General features: G+C 73.1%; 11 protein-coding genes. 3 read left to right on the forward strand and 8 right to left on the reverse strand.

Features of this window, described 5'->3' with window-relative positions; all coding sequences use genetic code 11:
- Positions 1–472: 472 nt before the first annotated feature.
- From DFJ66_RS17045 to DFJ66_RS42800, 8 genes are all read right to left on the reverse strand, one after another.
- Positions 473–922, reverse strand: a complete 450-nt coding sequence (locus DFJ66_RS17045) for an NUDIX domain-containing protein (RefSeq protein ID WP_121222389.1) — start codon at positions 920–922, stop codon at positions 473–475.
- A gap of 39 nt (positions 923–961) precedes the next feature.
- Positions 962–1,924 carry a UbiA family prenyltransferase gene (locus tag DFJ66_RS17050; protein ID WP_121222390.1) on the reverse strand — a complete coding sequence of 321 codons (963 nt, stop codon included), beginning with the start codon at positions 1,922–1,924 and terminating at the stop codon, positions 962–964.
- A 26-nt stretch (positions 1,925–1,950) separates the two neighbouring features.
- Positions 1,951–2,916: a UbiA family prenyltransferase gene (locus DFJ66_RS17055; RefSeq protein WP_121222391.1), complete on the reverse strand. Its 966-nt coding sequence runs from the start codon at positions 2,914–2,916 to the stop codon at positions 1,951–1,953.
- A gap of 9 nt (positions 2,917–2,925) precedes the next feature.
- The gene (locus DFJ66_RS17060) at positions 2,926–3,729 is read right to left on the reverse strand and encodes a TauD/TfdA dioxygenase family protein (protein ID WP_121222392.1); all 804 of its coding nucleotides are present in this window, start codon (positions 3,727–3,729) and stop codon (positions 2,926–2,928) included.
- Positions 3,726–4,712 (reverse strand): L-tyrosine/L-tryptophan isonitrile synthase family protein, encoded by a 987-nt coding sequence (locus DFJ66_RS17065; RefSeq protein WP_121222393.1) that lies wholly within the window; start codon positions 4,710–4,712, stop codon positions 3,726–3,728. Before DFJ66_RS17065 ends, DFJ66_RS17060 begins: the two co-directional genes overlap by 4 nt.
- Positions 4,713–4,785: 73 nt before the next feature.
- A complete protein-coding gene (locus DFJ66_RS17070) occupies positions 4,786–7,428 on the reverse strand; it encodes a helix-turn-helix transcriptional regulator (RefSeq protein WP_170199472.1) in 2,643 nt (880 codons plus the stop codon).
- A 5-nt stretch (positions 7,429–7,433) separates the two neighbouring features.
- On the reverse strand, positions 7,434–8,183 hold the full coding sequence (locus tag DFJ66_RS17075) for a thioesterase II family protein (protein WP_121231302.1): 750 nt from the start codon (positions 8,181–8,183) through the stop codon (positions 7,434–7,436).
- 83 nt (positions 8,184–8,266) lie between these two features.
- Positions 8,267–8,440: a hypothetical protein gene (locus DFJ66_RS42800; protein WP_170199474.1), complete on the reverse strand. Its 174-nt coding sequence runs from the start codon at positions 8,438–8,440 to the stop codon at positions 8,267–8,269.
- Positions 8,441–8,940: 500 nt separating this feature from the next.
- Here DFJ66_RS42800 and DFJ66_RS17080 point away from each other — a divergent pair, with 500 nt between their 5' ends.
- From DFJ66_RS17080 to DFJ66_RS17090, 3 genes are all read left to right on the forward strand, one after another.
- On the forward strand, positions 8,941–9,720 hold the full coding sequence (locus DFJ66_RS17080) for an AfsR/SARP family transcriptional regulator (RefSeq protein WP_170199476.1): 780 nt from the start codon (positions 8,941–8,943) through the stop codon (positions 9,718–9,720).
- A 102-nt stretch (positions 9,721–9,822) separates the two neighbouring features.
- Entirely contained in the window at positions 9,823–11,037 is a 1,215-nt protein-coding gene (locus tag DFJ66_RS17085) for a cytochrome P450 (protein ID WP_170199478.1), read from the forward strand.
- Positions 11,038–11,075: 38 nt separating this feature from the next.
- Positions 11,076–23,348 (forward strand): type I polyketide synthase, encoded by a 12,273-nt coding sequence (locus DFJ66_RS17090; protein ID WP_121222397.1) that lies wholly within the window; start codon positions 11,076–11,078, stop codon positions 23,346–23,348.
- The last annotated feature ends 207 nt before the right edge of the window (positions 23,349–23,555 follow it).

Here is a 23,555-nt window from a genome sequence, read left to right on the forward strand (position 1 = left end):
AAAATTTTCTTGGCAACCCTGGCAAAGTGTGGTTGGCTCCGCCAGGCCATACGGGGATGACAAAAGCAAGAAGCCCTCGCCCTTTCTTTTGGTCATCCTTGGCGGCCTGCCCGCCGGCGAGGCTCTTTCGCTTTTAAGCGCTTTGAACTGAACGCTTCGCTCTCAAGCCGAACGCGCTGCGCGCTCTCAAGATCAAAAGATCAAGAGCGGCGCTCGCCGCGCGGCAGGCCGCCAGCGGGGGGTGAAGGGCGTCGGTTCCCCCGCCGTATGGCCTGGCGGAGCCGACCACATTTTCCAGGGGTTGCCGCTAAAACTTTTGCTCGTTCCTCGCAAAACTTTCGGCTGCAACCCCTGGAAAATGTGGTAGCCCTTCGGGCAGGCCATACGGCGGGGGAACCGAGGCCCTCCACCTGTGGTTGGGAACCACCGCGACCAAAACCGCGCTGCGCGCGTCGAGAAGCGGGCGGTGAGGTTAGCTGGCGATTTCCAGAGTGTGCTTTGCGCCGATGGTGGGCCATTGCGTGGGGTCGTCGCCCAGAGCGGCCAACTCGGCTACCTGTTGGCGGCACCACGGTGACACCGAGACCTCGTTCGTCCGGACCGCGTAGACGAAGTCCGCCCAATCGACCCACTCGAAGTCGCCCACCTCCAACGGGTCGGGTGTCGGCCGGGCGTCGGTCACCACCCGGTACACCGGTGACCCGGAGTCCCACAGGACCAGGTCCGGGGTCACCGACACCAGCCCCAGTTCGGCCCGCAGGGTGCGCACCACCGCGTCCGCCGCCGGTTCGCCGGGGACCGGGTGGCCGTGGCACGTGTTGGTCCACACCCCCGGCCAGGTGCGCTTCGCGTGACCGCGCATGGTCAGCAGCAGTCGCCCGCCGGGGGTGAAGACGTAGCAGGAGAACGCCGAGCGCTCCATGGTGTCCCTCCAAAAGACAGCGTCAGCCGGCCGATACCGTCAGCCGGCCAGTACGAAGGCCGCCGCGATCACCGTGCCCCACCCGGTGGAGGCCACCTGGAGCGGGACGAACTTGGCCCTGGGGCGCAGGAACGCCAGGGCGTCCTCCAGGGTCTTGCCGCGCACGCCTCGCCAGGTGCCCGACACGTGGAACAGGGCGAAGGCGATGGCCGCGACCATCGGGAGTGCGCCCCAGGTGAAGCCCATCGAGATGATCGACACGCACACCGTGGTGCCGCCGACGGCGATCAGGCCCGTGGCCACCGCCATCGCCCGGGTCAGGCCCAGGGCGCGGACACAGGTGGTGATGTCGAAGGCCGCGTCCTCCGGCCAGTCCTCGGCGGTGTTGACCATGACGATGCCGACCTGGTTCAGGCCGAAGCCGACGATCACGGCCAGCAGCGGCCAGGTCAGCTCGCCCGGGATGGACCGGACGACGATCAGCATCGGCAGCCACAGCAGCACCGCGGCAAGGCCCGGGATCTGGAAGACGCCCGAGTTCTTCAGGTGGATCGGCGGGATCGAGTACTGCGCGCCGATGTAGAGGGTGAAGGCGACCAGCGGCAGCAGGTCCCAGTTGCCGGTGCGCAGGGTGTGGTAGACGGCCAGCGCCATCACGCCCACGCCGGTCACGGCGATCTGCACGCGCACGTTGCGCAGGCCCAAGCCGTAGACGGCCTCGGACAGCCGCGTCTTGTAGACGGCGTCGACGTCGCGGTCGGCGTAGGCGTTCGTCATGTCGATGAAGTGCATGACGGACAGCGCCATGACGATGACCAGCGCGAAGTCCACCGTGAGCAGGGTGCTCGCCGACTCGACGGACAGCAGCGTGGGGATGGAGTAGATCGCCAGCATGACGGCCAGGTACTCGACGCGGCGGATGCGGATCGAGTACAGCAGGCGGCGGCCCGCGGTCAGGGGGGTGGTGGGTGCGGCGGGTGCGCGCACCTCGTCGACGGACATGGGGTGTACCTCCGGGGGATGGGTGCTCACCGGCCGGCGAGCACGAAAGCGGCGGCGATCACGGTCGCCCAGCCGGTGGCGGCGACCTGGAGCGGGACGAGCGTCGCCCTGGGCCGCAGCAGGGCGAGACCGTCCACTTCGGACTTGCCGCGCACCAGGCGGGCGGTGCCGAAGACGTGGGACGCGGCGAAGCCGAGGGCGGCCAGTGGCGGGAGGAGACCGAGCGAGGGGCCACCTTCGGCGAGCAGGCCGGTGAGGGCGGTGAGGCCGCCCGCGGTGACCATGCCGGTCGCGAACACCATCGCGCGGGGCAGGCCCAGCGCGATGACGGACGTGCGGATGCCGTGGGCGCGGTCCTCGGGCAGGTCTTCCGCCGTGTTGACGACGATGATGCCGATCAGCGCCGCGCCGATGCCGCCCACCGTCGCCACCAGCGGCCAGTCGGGGGTGCCGCCCAGCGCGCGCACCACGATCGCCATCGGGACCCAGATGATGATGACGACCGCGACGAGCGGCTGGAGGACGCCCCGGGTCTTGAAGTGCAGCGGCGGCACCGAGTACTGGGCGACCAGGGCGGTCTCCACCGCGATCAGCGGCAGCAGGTCCCAGTGCCCCGTGTGCGCCGACAGGGCGACGGCCAGCGCCGCGCCGACCACGACCGTGACGCCGATCTGCCACCGGACGTTGCGCACACCCAAGCCGTGCACCGCTTCGGACAGGCGCGACTTGTAGGTCGCGTCCACCTCGCGGTCGGCCAGCGTGTTCACCATGTCGGCGACGTGCACGACGGCCAGCACGGTCACCAGGGTCAGCGCGAACGTGCCGGACAGCAGATCGGCGGCCGTCTCGACCGACAGCAGCGCGGGAACCAGCATCACCGACAGCCACACCGGGAAGAACTCGACGCGGCGGATGCGCAGCGACCAGTCCAGCTTGCGCAGCCAGGGAAGGCGCAGAGGTGCTGGTAACCGGACGCTCTCGGTCGTGGTCATGGCGTGCTCCTAGAGGATCTGGATGCGCTGGAGGTGCCGGGAGGAGTTGCCGCGGAAGGCGTTGCGGCCGTGCAGGAGGGCCTGGTTGTCCACCGCGACGATGTCGCCGTCCTGCCACTCGTGGTGGTAGCAGACCTCCGGGTCGTGCATCCGGTCGCGCAGGTCGGTCATGAACGCCTCGGCGTCCGCCCCGGACTTGCCGGCGATGTCCACCCACACCGGGTTCTTGTACTTGGCCGGGTCGAGCGGCTCGCCGTAGCGCAGGATCGTCTCGCCGGTCTCGGAGTGCTCGGCCAGCAACGGGGACACCGTCTCGCCGCCGTAGTAGCCGAGCTTCTCGGTGCGGTAGGTGACCTGCGTGCCCGCCCACTCGCGCCGCAGCTCCTCCGGTGTGCGGCGCAGCACCTCGACGCTGTCGGAGAACACGGTCTCGCCGCCACCGCCCGCCACCGGGGCCTCGACGCACTGGAACAGGAAGTAGCGCGGGGCCGTCTTCGCGAACGCCCCGTCCCAGTGGAACGGCACGTCCGTGCGGCTGAACAGGTAGTTCTTCGGGTCCTCCTGGACCACCAGGTCGAGCACGGCGCCGAAGTCCCAGTGCAGGATCTCGCCCCACTGGGCGCAGTAGTCGACGAGGTCTTCCTTGTCCAGCAACGGGAACCCGCGCAGGACGACCACCTTCGACTCGACGGTCCAGCGCTCCAGCGTGGCGGGCGCGATGTCCCGCAGGTCGGCGGGGCCGTCCGCGGTCACCAGCCGGCCGAACGGCGCCAGTGGCGTCTCCTGGACGCGCAGCTCGTGTGCCTTGGTCATGACGCGATCTCCTCCGGCGGGAACTCGGGGTTGACGTAGTGGCTCGGACGGCCGTTGCGCCAGATCAGCGACGCGTTGTCGCGCTCGGCCTGGGCGCGCTTGACCAGCGTCATCGTGGTGCCGTCGTCCACCACGACGCCGTGCCACGGGGTGAGCCAGCTGTCCCGGGTGCGGATGAGGTGGAAGCCGATCTTCTCGGCGTGCCGGGGCTGCGGGTGGATGGACAGCCGCATCGAGTCCGGGAACTCCGCGGCCACCAGGTCGCCCCAGGCACGGCTGCGCTGGATCATCCGGTAGGCGAAGTCCTTGCAGTGCTCGCGCAGCTTGGTGCGGCTCATCTCCGGGTGCAGCGGCGACTGGTCCTCGACCATGAACCGGTGCATCCCGTTGAACATCGACCGCGCCCCGAGGTCCATGCGCACCTCGGCGCGCAGGTCGTCCACCGGGGTGGCGAAGCGCTCCAGCAGCAGCCGGCGCATCTCGTCGTAGTCGGTCAGGCCGAAGGCGTCGTCCAGCGAGTACAGCGACACCGAGCTCGCGCCGGTCTGGTCGATGATGCGGCGCAGCTCGTCGCGGTAGGCGGTCACGTCGTCGTCCGGGATGCCCAGGATGTCGGAGAAGACGTGGCCGTCCGAGCAGATCAGGATGCGCGCGCCCGGCGGGTGGTAGTGGCTCACCTGCTCGCAGAAGGACTGGAGGAACTCCACGGAGATCCGCTCGCCGAGGTCGGGCAGCGAACCGACGACCTTCTCCGGGTTGCGGGACTTGGCGGGGAACGCGGGCAGCACGAAGTGCACCGGCTCGCCGGCCAGCACGTAGCGCAGCACGCGGTTCTCGTGGGTGTCGTAGCACTGCCCGCACGGCTGGTCGCCGCACGGGTCGTCGGGGTGTTCGAGGCGGCGGAACCGGAAGGTCAGCGCGAGGATCCTGCGTGCCAGGAGACTCGCCTGCCTGCCGATCGCCACGTGCTCGACTGCGGTCATGTCGTGTCCGATCGCATCGTGGTTTCCTTGTCGGGCAACGGGTCGCCACGCCGGAGCACGCGTTCGCGCCGCCTCACGCGAACACCTCCTCGGTCGGACCGATCGGCACCAGGTCGCTCCGCCCGCTGATCCCCAGCTTGCGGTAGGCCCTGGTCAGGTGCTGCTCGACGGTGCTGACCGTGATGAACAGCTTGTGCCCGATCTCGCGGTTGGTGTGACCGCGGGCAGCCAGGTCGACGACGCGGCGCTCGGCGTCGCTCAGGGCGGCGAGCCCGTCCACCGCGCCTCCGTCGCGCTCGTCCAGCGCGTCGTGGAGCGGTTGCAACTTCTTCCGCAGCAGCCCGGCGTGACAGCCCTCGGCGAGTTGGAGGGCGCGCCTGCCCATCATCTTGGCCCGCCCGAACTCGCCGAGCGCCTGGCCGGTCTGGCTGAGGTCGGCGAACGCGTGCGCCAGCTCGTGCCGGTCGCCGCTGGCGTGCAGCAGGTCCATGGCCTCGGACAGCACCGCCTGGCGCTGCTTGGGCGCGCACGCGGCGGCCAGCGCGCGCAGGCCCATGCCCTTGGCGCGCGGGCTGTCGGCGCCGGGCAGGGCGAGGTGCTCGGTGACCAGTTCCCGCGCGCGCTCGGGTCGGCCCAGGCGGACGTGCACGCGGGCGAGGTCCACCCGCCACGGCAGGCCCGAGGGGTCGTCCACGTCCCACCGCACGGCCAGGTCACCGGCGGCGCGGAAGTCGGCCAGGGCGGCCTGCTGCCGGTCGGCGGCGTCGTAGTGGACGCCCCGCGCCCACAGGTACCGGGGCCAGAACGCGCTCTGCCGCAACGCCGGCGGCGTCGGGCGGCGCAGGGCTTCGTCGGCCTGCTCGGGGTGGCCCGCGAGGGTCGCGGCGAGCACGAGGTGGGCCAGCGGGGAGCCGATGGCGACGCCCCAACACGCGGCGGACATCGTGTCCAGCGCGGTGGTCGCGTGCCGCTGGGCCGCCGCGAGGTCCCCGCGGCGCAGCGCGATGGCGGCACGGACGTCTTCGAGGACCGCGCGCCAGCTCGTGGTGCCACGGCGGTCGGCGTCCTCGTGCAGCCGGTCGCACCAGTGGGCGGCGCGGTCGAGCCGGTCGGCGCTGATCAGCGCGCGGAGGGCGGACCACGCGGCGACCAGGAGGGTGTCGCCGGGGCGGGCGCGCTGGAGCACTTCTTCGGCGCGGTCCAGGGGCAGCCGCGGTGGCGCGGACCCGGTCGAGCCGGTCACCTGGGGCAGCGCGGCGGACTCGGTGGGGTGGCAGTGGTGCAGCCAGGCGACGGTGGCGCGGTGGTCGGCGGCGATGTCCGGGTCCGAGTGCTCGGCATCGACCGCGGCCAGCACGTCTTCGGCGTCCTGGTAGCGGCCGTGCCAGGCGAGGGAGCGTGCCAGCAGCAGGGCGTCGGCCGTGTCGAGGTGACCGTTTCGGGCAGCGTCGAGCAGGGAGGGCAGGTACCGGAGGGTGTTGGCGGGCTTGGCGCGCCAGTGCAGGCGGACCAGGTCGGCTTCGAGGGCGGCCCGCTCACGTGGGTCCGCAGTGGAGGCGAGGGCCAGGTCCAGGCAGTCGAGGGCGTGCGCGGTGGCGTCGTGGGTCGCGGCTTCGTCGGCCGCCGCCACGAGGACCGGCACGGCCCACGGCTCGACCGGCTCGCCGGCGGCGACCAGGTGCTCGGCGACCTCGGCGGCCGGTGCACCGGAGTCGTGCCGGAGCCGGGCGGCCTTGTGCCGCAACGCGGTCAGCTCGCCGGGCGGGCAGTCCTCGCGGACCGCCGCGCGCACGGCCGGGTGGTGGAACTCGTGCCCGTCGACCAGTCCGGCCTCGGCGAGCGCCGCCACGGCCTGGCGGGTGGCGGCCGGGGTGACGTCGGCGAGCGCGGCCACCAGGTCGGTGGACGCCCGCGGACCGGCCACGGCGACCGCCCGCGCCACGTCGAGCAGCCGGGGGTCGCTGCGGTGCAGGCACGCGAGAGCGGCGTGTACGAACGCGTCCCCGACCGCCGGGACGTCTTGCGTGACAAGGGAATCATCTGCGAGCGCGTGCACGAGCATGGGGTTGCCGCCGCTGAGGGCGTGCGCGGGCGCGGCGAACCGACGTGCCACCTCGGGCGTGAACCGCTCGGCGAGCAGCCGGCCGACCCCGTCGCGAGACAGGGGCAACAGCCGCAGGTGCTTGCAGTGCGGCTGCCGGGTCAGCTCGGCGTGGAACGCGGCACCCGCCGGCCGCGCCGACACGCACCCGCTCAGCACGAGCAGCACTCGGGCCGCGCGGATGCGCCGCTGCAGGTAGAGCAGGGCCTGTAGCGACAGGGGATCCGCGAACTGGACGTCGTCCACGACGACCACCAGCGGCCGGTCGGCGGCGAGGTCCAGCAGCAGCCGGCACACGTCCTCCAGCAGCCGGGCGTCGTCGTGGCGCAGGGTGGACGCGTCGGGGTCGCGGACGGCCACGTCCAGGCGCAGGTCCGCGCCGTGGCACAGCTGGTTCACCACGCCCAGCGGGATCGTGCTCTCGGCGAGCGAGCAGGCCGCGGTGAGCACGAGCGCGCCCTCGGCGGCGGCCTGCTCGGCCAGCGCGTCGACCAGCTCGGTCTTGCCGCTGGCCACACCGCCGTCGACGAGCGCGACCCTGCCCCGCCCCGCAGCGGCGGTCGCGTAGAGGTCGGTCAGCTGCGACAGCAGGTGTTCTCTCTCGATCAGTGGCACTGCACTCACCTCGCAGCAGCAGCCCGGGTGTGGTCGGTGATCCGGCGCAGGACGGCCGGCATCGAGTCGTTGAGGTAGAAGTGGCCGCCCGGGTGGACGGCGAGGTCGAAGGACGCGTCGGTGTGCTCGCGCCAGCCCTCCGCCTCCTCCAGCGTCACGCGCGGGTCGGAGTCGCCGACCAGCGCGACGATCGGGCACGACAGCTTCGGGCCGGGCCGGAACTCGTAGGTCTCGGCGGCGGTGTAGTCGGAGCGGATCGCGGGCAGCACCATGCGCACCACGTCCTCGTCGTCCAGCAGCGCGGTGTCGGTGCCGGCGAGCGCGCGGACGTCCGCGATCAGACCGGCGTCGTCGCGCAGGTGCGTCCGCTCCAGCCGCTTGCGGTGCGGCGCGCGCCGACCGGACGCGAACAGCGCGGTGGGCGTGACGCCCAGGCCTTCCAACCGGCGCACGACCTCGAAGCCGAGGGTGGCGCCCATGCTGTGGCCGAACAACGCGATCGGCCGGTCGACGAGCGGGAGCACGGCCGCCACCAGGCGGTCGGCCAGCTCGTGGATCGAGGTCAACCCCGGCTCACGCTGCCGGTCCTGCCGACCGGGGTACTGCACGGCCAAGACGTCGATCCCAGGGGAAAGTTCTTGGGAGACGCGGAAGAAGTAGCTCGCGGACCCACCGGCGTGCGGCAGGCACAGCAGCTTCGAAGCCGCGTTGTCGGCCGGGTGGAACCGACGGATCCACAATTCCGTTTCGGACATCTCGTCTACTCCGCGGTTCCAGTCGTGGTGGGTGGCGAGGGCGCTGCCCACCGTGGTCCGGTGGGCGCGCCCGGGAGGTGCGGTCAGTAGCACGTGCCGCTCTGGCCCTCGCTCCAGCTGATCGTGGTCGGCCGGACGGCGGCGATGCCGGTGTTGGTCCAGCTGTCCAGCACGTCCACGGAGAGCGCGCCGGCCGCGGGCGCCTCGGCGCCCTCGAAGAAGAAAGCCCGGACAACCTCGTTCGCGATGATCGGCATGGGGAAGTCTCCTCGCGGGAAGTTCGCTTCGGTGTGGTGGGGGACGTTCGACACAAAAGGTGCTGGATCGGCGGGTTCCGCGACAAGGCCGCGCCTCACCGATCGCCCGCCGTTTCCTCACAGCCCGTCCGTGAAATACTCATACTCCCGTTAGCCGATCACCTCGGCGACACCTTCCCGCAACCCTGCGGGAACCCTCCGGCGCACCGGCCGACCCTTATCACCACTCCTGCTCCCACCAGCGGCGTTAAGCACTCCGAACGCCCCAAGGACCTCGCTCACCACTTCCGGGTGACCGGCTCACGCGAGGTATGTGACGCCCTCACACCCGACCCTGGGCGCACAATGGCTGACCAGGTGCTGCGCATTTTCACAGCAATGCCCGTGCCATGCCCCTACGAATTCCGCCGACCTACCTAGGGGTGTCCCGGCAGTTGCCGGGGATGGGAAGCTCCGGTTGCGTCAAACGCGGTTCCGGCAAATCTCGGGAGAGTGAGTCCATGAAGTTCTCCGTTCTCGGGAGCACCGAGGTCGTCGACGGCGGCGCCCAGCTCGAGCTGGGCGGCGTGAAGCAGCGCGCGATCCTCGGTTACCTCCTGCTGCACGCGAACAAGGTCGTGCCGACCAGCCAGATCCTCCAGGCGATGTGGGAGGGCAACCCGCCCCCGACCGCCCGGAAGATGGTCCAGAACGCCGTGTCGGGCATCCGCCGGATGCTCGCCGCCAACACCGATCCGACGACGACCCCCCTCCTGCGCACCCACCGGCCCGGCTACCAGCTGCGGGTCGACGTCCACGCGGTGGACCTGTTCGTGTTCCGCTCGCTGGTGCGCGACGGGCGCACCGCGATCGCCGAGGGCTCCCACGCGCTGGGCGCCGAACGGCTGCGCGAGGCGCTGTCGCTGTGGCGCGGCCGGGCGCTGGCCGACCTGGTGGAGACCGGCATCTGCTGGTCGGAGCTGACCGCCCTGGAGGACGAGCGCCTGTCCGCGCTGGAGGACCGGCTCGACGCCGAACTGGCGTGCGGCCGGCACCGCGAGATCACCCCCGAGCTGGAGGTGCTGACCGCGACCGAACCCATGCGGGAACGGCTGTGCCTGCAGTTCATGCTGGCGCTGTACCGGTCCGGGCGGCAGGCCGACGCGCTGCGCGTCTACCGCCGCACCCGCGAGGCGCTCATCGACGGTCTCGGCCTGGAGCCGGGTCGCGGCCTCCAGGAGCTCCAGCAGCGCATCCTGGAGCACGACGCCGCCATCCAGGTCCCCGCGCTGGTGGGCTGACCACCGCGCTCACCCCGGTGATTACCCGACCGTGGAGCGGTCCCGCGCAGCATGGGCTGCGTGCGCGGTCCGCGCCGGCCCAGACCCCCAAGCGAGGACGACATGACCGACAAGTGCCCCGTGCACGGGCATGAAATGCCGCTGGACGACGACTTCTACGCCAGCCCGTACGCGCCCTACGCGCTGTACGCCGCCCTGCACCGGGAAGGTCCGATCCACCGGATCTGCCTGGACGACCAGGACCCGGCGTGGATCGTCACCGGCTACGACGAGGTGCACGCCGGCCTGCGGGACAAGCGCCTGGCGCGACCGCGCGAGTACGCCAACCCGGACACCTTCACCACGAAGCGGTTCCCGGAGGGCGAGGCGACCGGCACGATCGTCACCACCGACCCGCCGCAGCACACGCGCCTCAAGCGGATGGTGAACTTCACCTTCCTCCCACGCAACGTCGACACGTTCCGCCCCCGCGTGGACGACATCGTGGACGCCCGCCTGGACGCGATCGAGGCCGCCGGCGGCGGTGACCTGGTCAACGACTACGCGGCCGTCCTGCCGATCACGATCATCTGCGACGTGCTGGGCATCCCGGAGAACTACCGCGCCGAGCTCAAGCACTGGTGCGACCTCGCGTTCGGCGGCGACGCCGAGATCAACGCGATGACCCGCGAGAAGCTGTCGATGTTCGTCAACGACGTGCGCAAGCAGAAGGCGGAGAACCCGACCGACGACCTGCTGTCGTACTGGGTGCACGCCAAGAACGCCGACGGCGAGCCGGAACTGACCGTGTTCGAGGTGATGAGCCTGGCGCTGCTGACGCTGCTGGGCGGCTACGACACCACCGCGGGCATGATCAGCCGGGGCGCGCTGGCCCTGCTGGACCGCCCCGAGGTGCTGGAACGCCTGCGCGCCAACCCCGACGAGTTCGACGTGGCCGTGGAAGAGCTGCTGCGGATGCACGGCTCGGTGCACCACGGGTTCCGCCGGTTCGCCACCGAGGACCTGGAGATCGGCGGCACCAAGGTGGCCAAGGGCGACACGGTGTACCTGCACCTGACGGCCGCGGGCAACGACCCGAAGAAGTTCCCCGACCCGCAGGAGTTCGACCTGGACCGCCCGGACAAGTCGCACATGGCCTTCGGCGGCGGCCCGCACTTCTGCTCGGGTTCGGAGCTGGCGCGCATCGAGGTGGTCACCGCGCTGCGCAAGCTGTTCACCCGGTTCCCGGACATCAAGCTCGCCGCCGACCCGACGACGCTGCGGCTGCGCAACTCGCCGCTGCTGCCCGCGGTGATGCACCTCCCCGTCACCGTCTGACACCCGCTCGCCCTCCGTCGACCAGAGGTTGTTGAACGATGCCGCGCACCGACCTGCTCCGGCCCTTGCCCGAACTGCTCCGGTCCAACGCTGAGGGGTCCAGCACAGCCCGGTCCAACGCAGTTCAGTCCAACGCAGCCACCGCCTACGCCGACGCCCGGCGGAGCGTGACCCACGCCGAGTTGGACGTCCGGACCGGGCGGCTCGCCGGTCACCTCGCCGACCTCGGCGTGTGGCCGTCGGACCGCGTGGTGGTCCTGCTGGGCGGGGTGTCCGCCGTGGAGGCCGTCCTGGCGGTGGTGCGGGCGGGCGGCATCGCCGTGCCGCTGGACCCGGACCTGGACGACGCCGAACTGGCCCGCCTGGTCGAGGACGCCGGCGCGGACACGGTCATCACCGACCCGGCCGGCGCGGCCCGCGTCGCACCGCTGACCCTGGTGGTGGACGGGGAGTTCGAAGGCGCGCACTCGTTCGAGGAGCTGGCGACGACCGAGCCGTCCGCGCCGGCCCGGGACGACCTCACCCTGGACGACCTGGCGTTCCTGACCTACACGGCGGGGGCGACCGGGCCGCGCAAGGGCGTGCTGTCCACGCAGCGCAACGCGTTGTGGCCGGCGGCGACGGCGTACGCGGTGCAACTCGGGCTGACCCCGGACGACCGGCTGTTCTGGCCGCTGCCGGTGCACGCCGGGTTCTCGTTCCTGGTCGCGGCCACGGCGATGGGCGCGTCCGTGCGGCTGGCGGCCGGTCTCGCGCCGGACGAGCTGCGGCGCGTGCTCGCCGACGACCGCAGCACGGTCGTGGCGGGTACCCCGTTGACGCACAAGGCCTTGCTGGACACCCCGCGTCCCGGCGCGGTGGGCGTGCGGCTGGGCCTGGTGGTCGGCGCGGTGGACGCGGCGGACCGCGAGGTGTTCGAAGAGGCGTTCTCCGCGCCCCTGCTCACCGTGTACGCGACCACCGAGACGTCCGGGCCGATCGCGGTCAGCTGGCCGGACGGCGACCCGAAGCGGCGGTGCCTGCCGCTGCCCGGGTTGAGCGTGCGGGTCGTGGACCCGGTGTCCGGTGCGGACCTGGGGCCGGGTCAGGAGGGCGAGGTCTGGGTCTCCGGGCCGAACGTGATGGCGGGCGGGTACCACAACCTGGCCGCCGAGACGGCCGACGCGCTGCGCGGCGGCTGGCTGCGCACCGGTGACCTGGCGCGGCGCGACGAGTCCGGGTACCTGGCGGTGACCGGGCGGCTCACGGACCTGGTGGCCGTGGGCGACCTGCGCGTGCGGCTGGACAAGCTGGACGCCGTGCTGCGCGCGGTGCCCGGCGTGGTCGACGCTGCCTCCGCCGAAGGCCCGGTCGCGTACGTCGTCGGGTCCGATGTGGACAGTGCGTCGGTGGTGGACGCGTGCCGCGCGGCCGGTGTCGCGCTGCCCGCCGAGGTGTACCACGTCTCCGCGATCCCCCGCACGACCGCCGGCACCCCGATCCGCCACCTCCTGCCCGGTCTGCCCGCGCGCTTGCTGGGCGTGGCCACGACCGAGTACGGCACCCTGCACACGTCCGCCGGCCCGGTGGCGGCGGTCCCCGGCACGGCGTTGACCGGCACCGTCACGTTCGCCGGCCGCGACGAAGCCCTGGTCCGCCACCTCACCACAGCCCACGACCTCCGCGAGGTCGACCAGAACGCCGACGTCGTGGTCGCGTTCGACGACTTCGAAGCTCTGGCCGACCACCCCGGTCGGCTCGTCGTGCTGTCCGAAGAGCGTTCGGCAGAGGCCGATGACCTGGTCCTGCGCCGCCGTGAACGCGGTCTGCCCGGTCTCTCGCTCGCCTGGTCCGCACCCGGCTACACGCCCCTGCCCGCCGACCGCCGGGCCGCCGCGCTGGACGCGGCGCTGGCCGCCGACGAGCCGTGCGTGGTCGCCGGGCGCGTCGAGGACACCGCCGCCGACACGTGCGCGGTCCGCGCCGAGCTGACCGCGCGCCTGCTGGCCACGCCCGAAGCCGACCGGGCCGCCGTGCTGCTGGACCTCGTGCACGCCGAGACCGGCGCGGTGCTGGGCGACCAGGCACCGGCCGTGCTGGACGCCGAAACCCCGTTCCGCCGCCTGGGTTTCGACTCGCTGACCGCCGTGCAGCTGCGCGGCCGGCTCAGCGCCGTCACCGGCCTGGACCTGCCCGCGACCCTCGTCTTCGACTACCCGACCCCGGACACGGTGGTCGACCACCTGCTGCGCGAACTGGGCGCGGCCCCCGAGTCCCTCGCGGACGAGCCGGCCGCGCTCGCCGTGCGGGACGACGAGCCGATCGCCATCGTCGGCATGGGCTGCCGCTTCCCCGGCGGGGTCGCCTCGCCGGACGACCTGTGGCGGCTGGTCGCCGACGGGGTGGACGCGATCAGCGACTTCCCGACGAACCGGGGCTGGGACCTGACCGCGTTGTTCGCGGGCGACGGCCCCGGCACGTCCGCCGCCGGCGCGGGCGGCTTCCTGCACGACGCGGCCGAGTTCGACGCGGACTTCTTCGGCATCAGCCCGCGCGAGGCCCTGGCGATGGACCCGCAGCAGCGCGTGCTGATGGAGACCGCGTGGGAGGCGCTGGAGCGCGCCGGCATCGACCCCGGGTCCCTGCGCGGCAGCGACACGGCGGTGTTCGCGGGCGTGCCCGTGCAGGACTACGGGCGCGGCGGGCACAGCGAGGACGACGGCGTCGACGGGTTCCTCATCACCGGCATCGCGAGCAGCGTCGCGTCCGGCCGCATCGCCTACGCGCTCGGGCTCGAAGGTCCGGCGATGACCGTGGACACGGCGTGCTCGTCGTCCCTGGTCGCGCTGCACCTGGCCGTTCGGGCGCTGCGGTCCGGCGAGTGCGGCATGGCGCTGGCCGGCGGCGTGACCGTCATGTCGGGTCCGGAGACGTTCACCGAGTTCTCCCGGCAGGGCGGTCTGTCCCGCGACGGCCGGTGCAAGGCGTTCTCCGACGACGCCGACGGCACCGGCTGGTCCGAGGGCGCGGGCATGCTCGTGCTGGAACGGCTGTCCGACGCGCGCCGCAACGGCCACCCGGTCGTCGCCGTGCTGCGCGGGTCGGCCGTGAACCAGGACGGCGCGTCCAACGGCCTCACCGCACCCAACGGGCCGTCGCAGCAACGGGTCATCAGGCAGGCGCTGGCCAACGCGGGCCTGCGGCCGTCCGATGTGGACGCCCTGGAAGCGCACGGCACCGGCACCACGCTGGGCGACCCGATCGAGGCCCAGGCCGTCCTCGCCACCTACGGCCAGGGTCGGGAGACCCCGCTGCGCCTGGGGTCGCTGAAGTCCAACATCGGCCACACCCAGGCGGCAGCCGGCGTCGGCGGTGTCATCAAGATGGTGATGGCGCTGCGCCACGGCGTCCTGCCGCGCACCCTGCACGTCGCCGAGCCGACCCGCAAGGTCGACTGGTCGACGGGCGCGGTGGAGCTGCTGACCGACGCCGTCGAGTGGCCGGCGGGCGACCGGCCGAGGCGGGCGGCGGTGTCGTCGTTCGGCATGAGCGGCACCAACGCCCACGTGATCATCGAAGAACCCCCCACCGCCACCCCCGCCACACCGGCGGACGGCGGCCCGGCCGGCGGTGGAGTGGCGGCGGGTGGGCCGGAAGTGGTGCCGTGGGTGTTGTCCGGGCGCGGTGAAGCGGCCGTCCGCGACCAGGCCCGGCGGCTGATCGACCACGTCGAAGCACACCCCGAGCAGGACATCGCGGCGATCGGCCGCTCCCTCGCCACCACCCGTGTCCCCTTCGACCACCGCACCGCCGTCGTGGGCGCGGACCGGGACGAACTGGTCGCCGCCCTGATCGCGGTCGCCTCCGGCAGCGAGCCCGGAACCGCGGCCACCCCGGGCAAGACCGCCTTCCTGTTCACCGGCCAAGGCTCGCAGCGCCTGGGCATGGGCGACGACCTGAAGCAGTTCCCGGTGTTCGCGGAAGCGTTCGCCGAAGCCTGCGCCGCCCTCGACCCGCACCTGCCCAAGCCGCTCGCCGAGGTCCTGCACACCGACGAACTGCACGACACCGGCTACACCCAGCCCGCCCTGTTCGCCTTCGAGACCGCGCTCTACCGCCTGGTCACGTCCTGGGGCGTCAAGCCGGACCACCTCGTCGGCCACTCCATCGGCGAACTGGCCGCCGCGCACGTCGCCGGCGTCTTCACCCTCCAAGACGCCGCCAAGCTGGTCGCCGCACGCGGCCGGCTCATGCAGGCCCTGCCCCGAACAGGCGCGATGGTCGCCGTCCAAGCGGAAGAAGACCAGGTCGCGGAGTTCCTGTCCGACAAGGTCGCCATCGCGGCCGTCAACACCCGCACGTCACTCGTGCTGTCCGGCGACGAAACAGCGGTCCTCAAGGCGGCCGACGAGCTCGCCGCCCGCGGCCACAAGACCAAACGCCTGACCGTCTCGCACGCCTTCCACTCGCCGCTGATGGACCCGATGCTCGCCGAGCTGCGCGAAATCGCCGAGGGCATCACCCACCACACCCCGACCGTCCCCCTGGTCTCCACGGTCACGGGCCGCCCGTTCACCCCCACCGCCGACTACTGGCCGCGCCAGGTCCGCGAGGCCGTGCGGTTCGCCGACGCCGTGGACGCCCTGACCGGCGTCACCACCTACGTCGAGATCGGCCCGGACGCGGTGCTGTCCGCGCTCGTGCCCGACACCGCCATCCCCTTGACCCGGTCCAAGCGCGACGAGCGGCGCACGGCGGCGGAGGCGTTCGGCCGGCTGTTCACCCAAAAGACCACAGTGGACGGAAACGCGTTCTTCCCCGACGCGGCGACCGTCGAGCTGCCCACCTACGCGTTCCAGCGCCGGTCCTACTGGCTGCGCCCGGCGGACGGCGGCGACGTCGGCGCGGCGGGCCTGACCTCGGCCGCCCACCCGCTGCTGGGCGCGGTCCTCGGCGTGACGGACACCGACCGGCTCGTGCTCACCGGACGCCTGTCGCCGCAGGCCCAGCCGTGGCTGGCCGACCACGCCGTGGCGGACGACGTGCTGCTGCCCGGCACCGCGTTCCTCGAACTGGCGTCCCAGGCGGCCCGGCACACCGGGTGCGCGGTGGTCGAGGAGATGACCCTCCAGGCCCCGCTGGTCCTCGGGCAGCGCCCGGTGAACCTCCAGGTGTGGATCGGGCGGCCCGACGAGCACGGCCGGCGCGAGTTCGGCGTGTACTCCCAGCCCGCCGACCACGCGCCGGGGCAGGAGTGGACGTCCCACGCGGCCGGCGTGCTGACCCCCGACGAGACCCCGCTGCCGGCCCCGGCCGGGCAGTGGCCACCGGCCGGCGCGGAACCGGTCGAGGTGGACGACTTCTACGGCTGGCTCCTGGCCCGCGGCTTCGGCTACGGCCCGGCGTTCCAGGGCGTGCAGGAGGTGTGGCGGCGCGGGTCGGAGCTGTTCGCACGGGTCGCGCTGAGGCCGGAGGAGGAGGTCGGCGCGGTGCGCTTCGGCGTGCACCCGGCCCTGCTGGACGCGGCCCTGCACCCCATGCTGCTCGACCTCGACGGCCAGGCGTGGCTGCCGTTCTCGTGGCGCGGGGTCCGGGTGCACCAGCCCGGGGTGTCGTCCCTGCGCGTCCAGCTGACGCCGGCGGGCGAGCACGCGTTCCGCGTGTCCACGTTCGACGACGAGGGCAACCCGGTGCTGTCCGCGAGCGCCGTCGCCGTGCGGCCGGTGTCCACGACGACCACGGGCCCGACGCCCGCGCTCTACACGACCGAGTGGGTGCCGGTGGCGACCGCGTCCGCCGACACCGACGTCGAGGTCTTCCGCGCCCCGCCCGGCGACACCGCCGAGGCCGTGCGCGAGTCGCTGGCCGCGACCCTGGCCAAGCTGCAGGAACACGACGGCCGGCTCGCCGTGGTCGTGCGTGACGACCTCGCCGGCGCGGCCACGTGGGGCCTGGTCCGCTCCGCGCAGACCGAGCACCCGGACCGGTTCACGCTGGTCGAGACCGACGGCGCCGAGGCGTCCGAACGACTCCTGCCCGCCGCCCTGGGCACCGGTGAACCCCAGCTGGCGATCCGCGCCGGCGTGGTGACCACACCGCGCCTGGCCAAGCACACACCGTCCACTTCGGACACCCGGTTGTTCGACCCGGCCGGCGCGGTGCTGATCACCGGCGGCACGGGCGGGTTGGGCGCCGTACTGGCCCGCCACCTGGTCACCGCCCACGGCGCTCGGCACCTGGTCCTCACGTCCCGCCGAGGCCCGGACGCGCCCGGCGCCCTCGACCTCGCCGCCGAACTGGGCGAACTGGGTGCCCGGGTGGACGTCGTGGCCTGCGACGCCGCCGACCGGGACGCCCTGGCCGCCGTGCTGGAGCCGTTGACCCTGGTCGGCGTGGTCCACGCGGCCGGCGTGCTGGACGACGGCGTGCTCGAATCCCTCACCCCGGACCGGCTGGACACCGTCCTGCGGCCCAAGGTGGACGCGGCGCTCAACCTGCACGAACTGGCCGGTGACGTCGAGCTGTTCGTCCTGTTCTCGTCGGTCGCGGGCATCGTCGGCACCGCCGGCCAGGCCAACTACGCGGCGGCGAACGCGTTCCTCGACGGACTCGCCGCCCACCGGCACGCGCACGGCCAAGCCGCGACCGCCCTGTCCTGGGGCCTGTGGGACCAGGACGGCGCCATGTCGCACGCCCTCGGCGAGGCGGACCTGGCGCGGCTCGCCCGCGGCGGCCTCCTCCCGCACAGCGTGAGCGACGGCCTGGCGCTGTTCGACGCGGCCTGCCGGTCCGGGCAGCCGCACCTGGTGCCGGTCACCATCGACGTGGCCGCCGTGCGCGCCGCCCCCAACCCCGCCCCGCCCCTGCACGGCCTCGCCCGCGTCCCGCGCCGCCGCCAGGCCGCCGCGAAGACCGGCTCCGGCCTGGCCCGCGAACTGGCCGGGCGGGACGCGCAGGAGCAGCGCCGGACCCTGCTGGACCTGGTCCGCGCGCAGGTCGCCACCGTCCTCGCGCACCCCGACCCGGGGTCGATCGGCGGCGCGAACCCGTTCAAGCAGCTCGGTTTCGACTCCCTGATGGCCGTCGAGCTGCGCAACCGGCTCAACACCGCGACCGGCCTGCGCCTGCCCGCGACCCTGACCTTCGACTACCCGACCCCCGAAGCCGTCGTCGAGCACCTCATGGGCGAGTTCGGCGAGCAGGTGGAGCAAACCCGAGTGGTCGCCGCCCGCCCCGCCGACGAGCCCATCGCGATCGTCGGCATGGCGTGCCGCTACCCCGGCGGCGTCGAGTCGCCCGACGACCTGTGGCACATGCTCGCGACCGGCCGCGACGGCATCACCGGCTTCCCCACCGACCGCGGCTGGGCGCTGGACACCCTGTTCGACCCGGACCCCGACACCCCCGGCACCAGCTACGTCCGCGAAGGCGGGTTCCTGCTGGACGCGGCCCGGTTCGACGCCGACTTCTTCGGCATCAGCCCGCGCGAGGCCCTGGCGATGGACCCGCAGCAGCGGGTGTTCCTGGAGGCCTGCTGGGAGGCGCTGGAGAGCGCCGGGCTCCAGCCGGACGGGCTGCGCGGCTCGGCGACGGGCGTGTTCACCGGCCTCATGACGCACGACTACGCGGCCCGGTCCAGCGCGGTGCCCGAGGGCGTCGAGGGGTTCTGGGGCACGGGCACGGCGGGCAGCGTGGCGTCCGGGCGGGTGGCCTACACGCTCGGGTTGGAAGGCCCGGCGGTCACCGTGGACACCGCGTGCTCGTCGTCGCTGGTCGCCCTGCACCTGGCCGCGCAGGCGCTGCGGTCCGGCGAGTGCACGCTGGCGCTGGCCGGCGGCGTGACCGTGATGGCCACGCCCGGCCTGTACGTGGAGTTCTCCAAGCAGCGCGGCCTCGCGCCGGACGGGCGGTGCAAGGCGTTCTCGTCCACCGCGAACGGCACGGCGTGGGCCGAGGGCGTCGGCGTGCTGGTCGTGGAGCGGCTGTCGGACGCCCGGCGCAACGGGCACCGGGTACTGGCCGTGCTGCGCGGCTCGGCGGTGAACCAGGACGGCGCGTCCAACGGCCTCACCGCGCCCAACGGGCCGTCGCAGCAACGGGTCATCCGCCAGGCGCTGGCCAACGCGGGCCTGCGACCGTCCGAAGTGGACGCCGTCGAGGCGCACGGCACCGGCACCGTCCTGGGCGACCCGATCGAGGCCCAGGCCATCCTCGCCACCTACGGCCAGGACCGCGAGACCCCGCTGCGCCTGGGCTCGCTGAAGTCCAACATCGGCCACACCCAGGCCGCCGCCGGCGTCGGCGGTGTCATCAAGATGGTGCTGGCCATGCGGCACGGCGTGCTGCCGCGCACCCTGCACGTCGAGGAGCCGTCGCCGAAGGTGGACTGGGCGGCCGGGTCCGTGCGGCTGCTGACGGAGGCCGCCGAGTGGCCGGTCAACGGGCACCCGCGCCGGGCCGGCGTGTCGTCGTTCGGCGTCAGCGGGACCAACGCGCACGTGATCATCGAAGAACCGCCGACGGCACCGGTGTCCGGCGGCGAGCCCGCCCCGGTGGTGCCGTGGGTCCTCTCGGCCCGCACGGAGTCCGCGTTGCGCGACCAGGCCCGCCGCCTGCTCGACCACGTGATGGACCAACCCCTCGCGGACATCGGCAACACCCTGGCCACCGGCCGCGTCGCCTTCGACCACCGGGCCGTCGTGACCGGCACCTCGCGCGACGACCTGCTGCGCGGGCTCGCCGCCGTGGCTACCGGCGAGGACGCACCGGGCGTGGTCACCGACACGGCCCGCAGCGGCGCTCTGGCGTTCCTGTTCACCGGCCAAGGCGCACAGCGCTTGGGCATGGGCGCTGCCCTGTCCGCATTCCCGGTCTTCGCCCAAGCATTCGCCGAAGCCTGCGCGGCGCTCGACCCACACCTGCCCAAGCCCCTCGCCGAAGTCCTCGACACCCCGGAACTGCACGACACCGGCTACACCCAGCCCGCGCTGTTCGCCTTCGAAACGGCTCTGCACCGGCTGTTCGTGTCGTGGGGCGTCCGCCCGGACTACCTGGCCGGCCACTCCATCGGCGAGTTCGCGGCCGCTCACGCCGCCGGCGTCTTCACCCTGGAGGACGCCGCCCGCCTGGTCGCCGCCCGCGGCCGACTCATGCAGGCGCTCCCGCCCGGCGGTGCGATGCTCGCCGTCCAAGCCACCGAAGACCAGGTCACCGGCTTCCTGTCGGACGAGGTCGCCATCGCCGCGATCAACGCCCCCGACTCGCTGGTCCTGTCCGGGGCGGAAGGGCCGGTCCTCGCCGCAGCGGAAGCACTCGCGGCCGCGGGCCACCGGACCAAGCGGCTCACCGTGTCCCACGCCTTCCACTCCCCACTCATGGAACCGATGCTCGACGAGCTGCGCGCAGTCGCCGAGAGCATCACCCACCACCCACCCACCACTCCCCTCATCTCCACCGTCACCGGCGAACCCGTCACCCCCACCCCGGACTACTGGGTGCGCCAAGCCCGCGCCGCCGTCCGGTTCGCGGACGCCGTGGACGCGTTGCGGGACAAGGGAGTGCGCACCTTCCTGGAGGTCGGACCCGATGCGGCACTGTCGGCGATGGTGGACTCCGACGAAGTCGTGGCGGCCACGCGGCGCGACCGCGACGACGTCACCGCGGTCGTCGGCGCGTTGGGCCGGCTGCACGCGCGGGGCGTACCCGTAGCCTGGGGGACCTTCTTCCCCGGCGCGGGCCGCGCGGACCTGCCCACCTACGCCTTCCAGCACCAGCGGTACTGGCTGGTCACCGACGAGACGACCGGCAGCCCGTCCGGTCTCGGCCTGGGCGCGGCGGACCACCCGCTGCTCGGCGCGGTCCTCGGACTGGCCGACTCGGAGCGCGCGGTGCTCACCGGCCGGCTGTCCCTGCGCGACCAGCCGTGGCTCGCCGACCACGCCGTCCTGTGCTCGGTCCTGCTGCCCGGCGCGGCCTTGGTGGAGCTGGCCCGGCGGGCGGCGGAGCACGTGGACCTCGACACCGTCGAGGACCTGACCCTGCACGCACCCCTGGTCCTACCCGAGGCTGCCGCGGTCCAGGTCCAGGTCGAGATCGGCGACCCCGACGAGTCCGGCACCCGCCCGGTCCGCATCCACTCCCGCCCCGAGACCGCGCCCGACGACGAGCCGTGGACCCACCACGCCTCGGGCCTCCTCGCCACATCCCCGGCTCCGGAGTGGACCTCCTCGGAGTGGCCGCCCGCCGACGCCGTCGCCGCGTCCGTGGACGAGCTGTACGAGCGGATCGCGGACCTGGGCGTGGACTACGGCCCGGCGTTCCGCGCTCTGACGGCGGTGTGGCGGCACGGCGACGACCTGCTCGCCGAGGTCGCCCTGCCCGACAGCGTGCCGACCGGGTTCGGCCTGCACCCCGTGCTGCTCGACGCCGCCCTGCACACCCTGTTCCTCGACGCCGAGGGGGTGCGCCTGCCGTTCGCCTGGCACGGCGTGCGCGTGACGTCGACCGGTGCCACCGGCCTGCGCGTGCGGATCACCCCGACCGCCCCCGACACCTACGCCCTGACTCTCAGCGACCCCTCCGGCACCCCGGTGGCGACCGTGGAGTCCCTGGTGGCCCGCCCGTTCACCACGCAGGGCCTGGTGGACTCCCTCTACCGCCTGGACTGGGTGCCCGTCCCGACGCCGTCCGGTCCGGTCGACACCCCGGAGGTGGTCGAGGTCGGCACCGGCACCGACCCCCACGAGGTGCGTGCGGCCGTCCACCGCGCCCTCGCCGCGATCCAGGAGTGGCTGCCCGGCGACCGGTCCCCGCTGGTGTTCGTCACGCGGGGCGCGACCGACGGCACCAACCCGGCCGGCGCGGCGGTGTGGGGACTCGTGCGGTCCGCGCAGACCGAGCACCCGGACCGGTTCGTCCTGGTCGACACCGACGACGCCACCCACGTCGGCGCGGCCGTCGCGACCGGCGAACCGCAGGTGGCGGTCCGTGCAGGTACCCTCACCGTGCCCCGCCTGGGCAAGCTGAAGTCCACTTCGGACGGTCCGCTCTTCGACCCGACCGGCACCGTCCTGATCACCGGCGGCACCGGCGCCCTGGGTGCCGACCTGGCCCGCCACCTGGTGACCACCCACGGCGCCCGGCACCTGGTCCTGACCTCCCGCCGGGGCCCGGACGCGCCCGGAGCCCTGGCGCTGGCCACCGAACTGGAGTCCCTGGGCGCAAGGGTCGAGGTGGTGTCCTGTGACGCCGCCGACCGCACCGCCCTCGCGGCCCTCCTCGCCACCCTGCCGAACCTCGTGGCCGTGATCCACGCGGCGGGCGTGCTGGACGACGGCACGATCGAGTCCCTGACCCCGGACCGCGTCGACACGGTCCTGCGCGCCAAGGTGGACGCCGCCCGCAACCTGCACGACCTGGTCGGCGACGTGGAGGTGTTCGCCCTGTTCTCCTCCGCGACCGGCCTCCTCGGCACGGCAGGCCAGGCCAACTACGCCGCAGCCAACGCCTACCTGGACGCCCTGGCCACCCAACGCCACGCCACCGGCCTCCGCGCCACATCCCTGGCGTGGGGCCTGTGGCAGCAGGACAGCGCCATGTCCGACCACCTGACCGAGGCCGACCGAGCCCGCATCACCCGAGGCGGGGTCCTCCCCCACGCGGTCGCCGAAGGCCTGACCCTCTTCGACGCCGCCCTCCGCACGTCCGAACCCACCGTGGCCCCGATCAAACTCGACCTCGCCACCCTCCGCACCGCCACCGCGGTAGCCCCACCGCTGCGCACCTTCACCCGCCCCCGCAAACCCACCGCCACCCTCACCACCCCCCTCCGCGACCGCCTGGCCGCGCTCACCGAGCCGGAACAACGCACCTTGCTCCTGGACGTCGTCCGCACCAACGTGGCCACCGTCCTGGCCCACGCCACCACCGACACCATCCCGCCCGACACGGCCTTCAAACACCTGGGCTTCGACTCCCTGACCGCGGTAGAACTCCGCAACCGCCTCAACACGGCCACCGGCCTCCGCCTCCCCGCCACCCTCACCTTCGACCACCCGACCCCGACGGCCCTCGTCGAACTCCTGCTCCAGGAGTTGGGCGGCAGCCAGGCGGCCCTGAGGGTGCGCGCCTTGGTAGACGGCATCGCCAAGCTGGAGGCGACCCTGGACCTGGTGGACGGGGAGTCGACGGACACGGACATCACCGCGGCCCTGCAACGCCTCCTGACCAAGTGGCGCGACAAGTCCACCCCGCAGGACGAGCCCGACGACCTCAGCTCGGCGTCGGCCGACGACATCTTCGACATCCTCGACAACGAACTCGACATCGCCTGACCGCCCACCCCTCGCGCCGCCCCCGCAGCCACAACGCGGGGCGGCGCACTGCTGTGCACGCAGGCGGAGCGGCTGTAACGGGCGGCGGCGGGCGGCGGTGGCGGGCGGAGGCACGCGGGTGGTGGTGGCGGGCGCGCGCGGCGGGCGGCGGCACGCGGGCAGCGGCAGGCGGCGGCACGCGGGCAGCGGCAGGCGGCGGCACGCGGG

Origin of the sequence: Saccharothrix variisporea (assembly GCF_003634995.1) — a bacterium.
Taxonomy (GTDB): Bacteria; Actinomycetota; Actinomycetes; order Mycobacteriales; family Pseudonocardiaceae; genus Actinosynnema; species Actinosynnema variisporeum.

Coding starts and splice junctions, on each gene's coding strand:
- DFJ66_RS17045 (WP_121222389.1), bottom strand. CDS start 922: ATGGAGCGCTCGGCGTTCTCCTGCTACGTCTTCACCCCCGGCGGGCGA.
- DFJ66_RS17050 (WP_121222390.1), bottom strand. CDS start 1,924: ATGTCCGTCGACGAGGTGCGCGCACCCGCCGCACCCACCACCCCCCTG.
- DFJ66_RS17055 (WP_121222391.1), bottom strand. CDS start 2,916: ATGACCACGACCGAGAGCGTCCGGTTACCAGCACCTCTGCGCCTTCCC.
- DFJ66_RS17060 (WP_121222392.1), bottom strand. CDS start 3,729: ATGACCAAGGCACACGAGCTGCGCGTCCAGGAGACGCCACTGGCGCCG.
- DFJ66_RS17065 (WP_121222393.1), bottom strand. CDS start 4,712: ATGACCGCAGTCGAGCACGTGGCGATCGGCAGGCAGGCGAGTCTCCTG.
- DFJ66_RS17075 (WP_121231302.1), bottom strand. CDS start 8,183: ATGTCCGAAACGGAATTGTGGATCCGTCGGTTCCACCCGGCCGACAAC.
- DFJ66_RS42800 (WP_170199474.1), bottom strand. CDS start 8,440: ATGCCGATCATCGCGAACGAGGTTGTCCGGGCTTTCTTCTTCGAGGGC.
- DFJ66_RS17080 (WP_170199476.1), top strand. CDS start 8,941: ATGAAGTTCTCCGTTCTCGGGAGCACCGAGGTCGTCGACGGCGGCGCC.
- DFJ66_RS17085 (WP_170199478.1), top strand. CDS start 9,823: ATGACCGACAAGTGCCCCGTGCACGGGCATGAAATGCCGCTGGACGAC.
- DFJ66_RS17090 (WP_121222397.1), top strand. CDS start 11,076: ATGCCGCGCACCGACCTGCTCCGGCCCTTGCCCGAACTGCTCCGGTCC.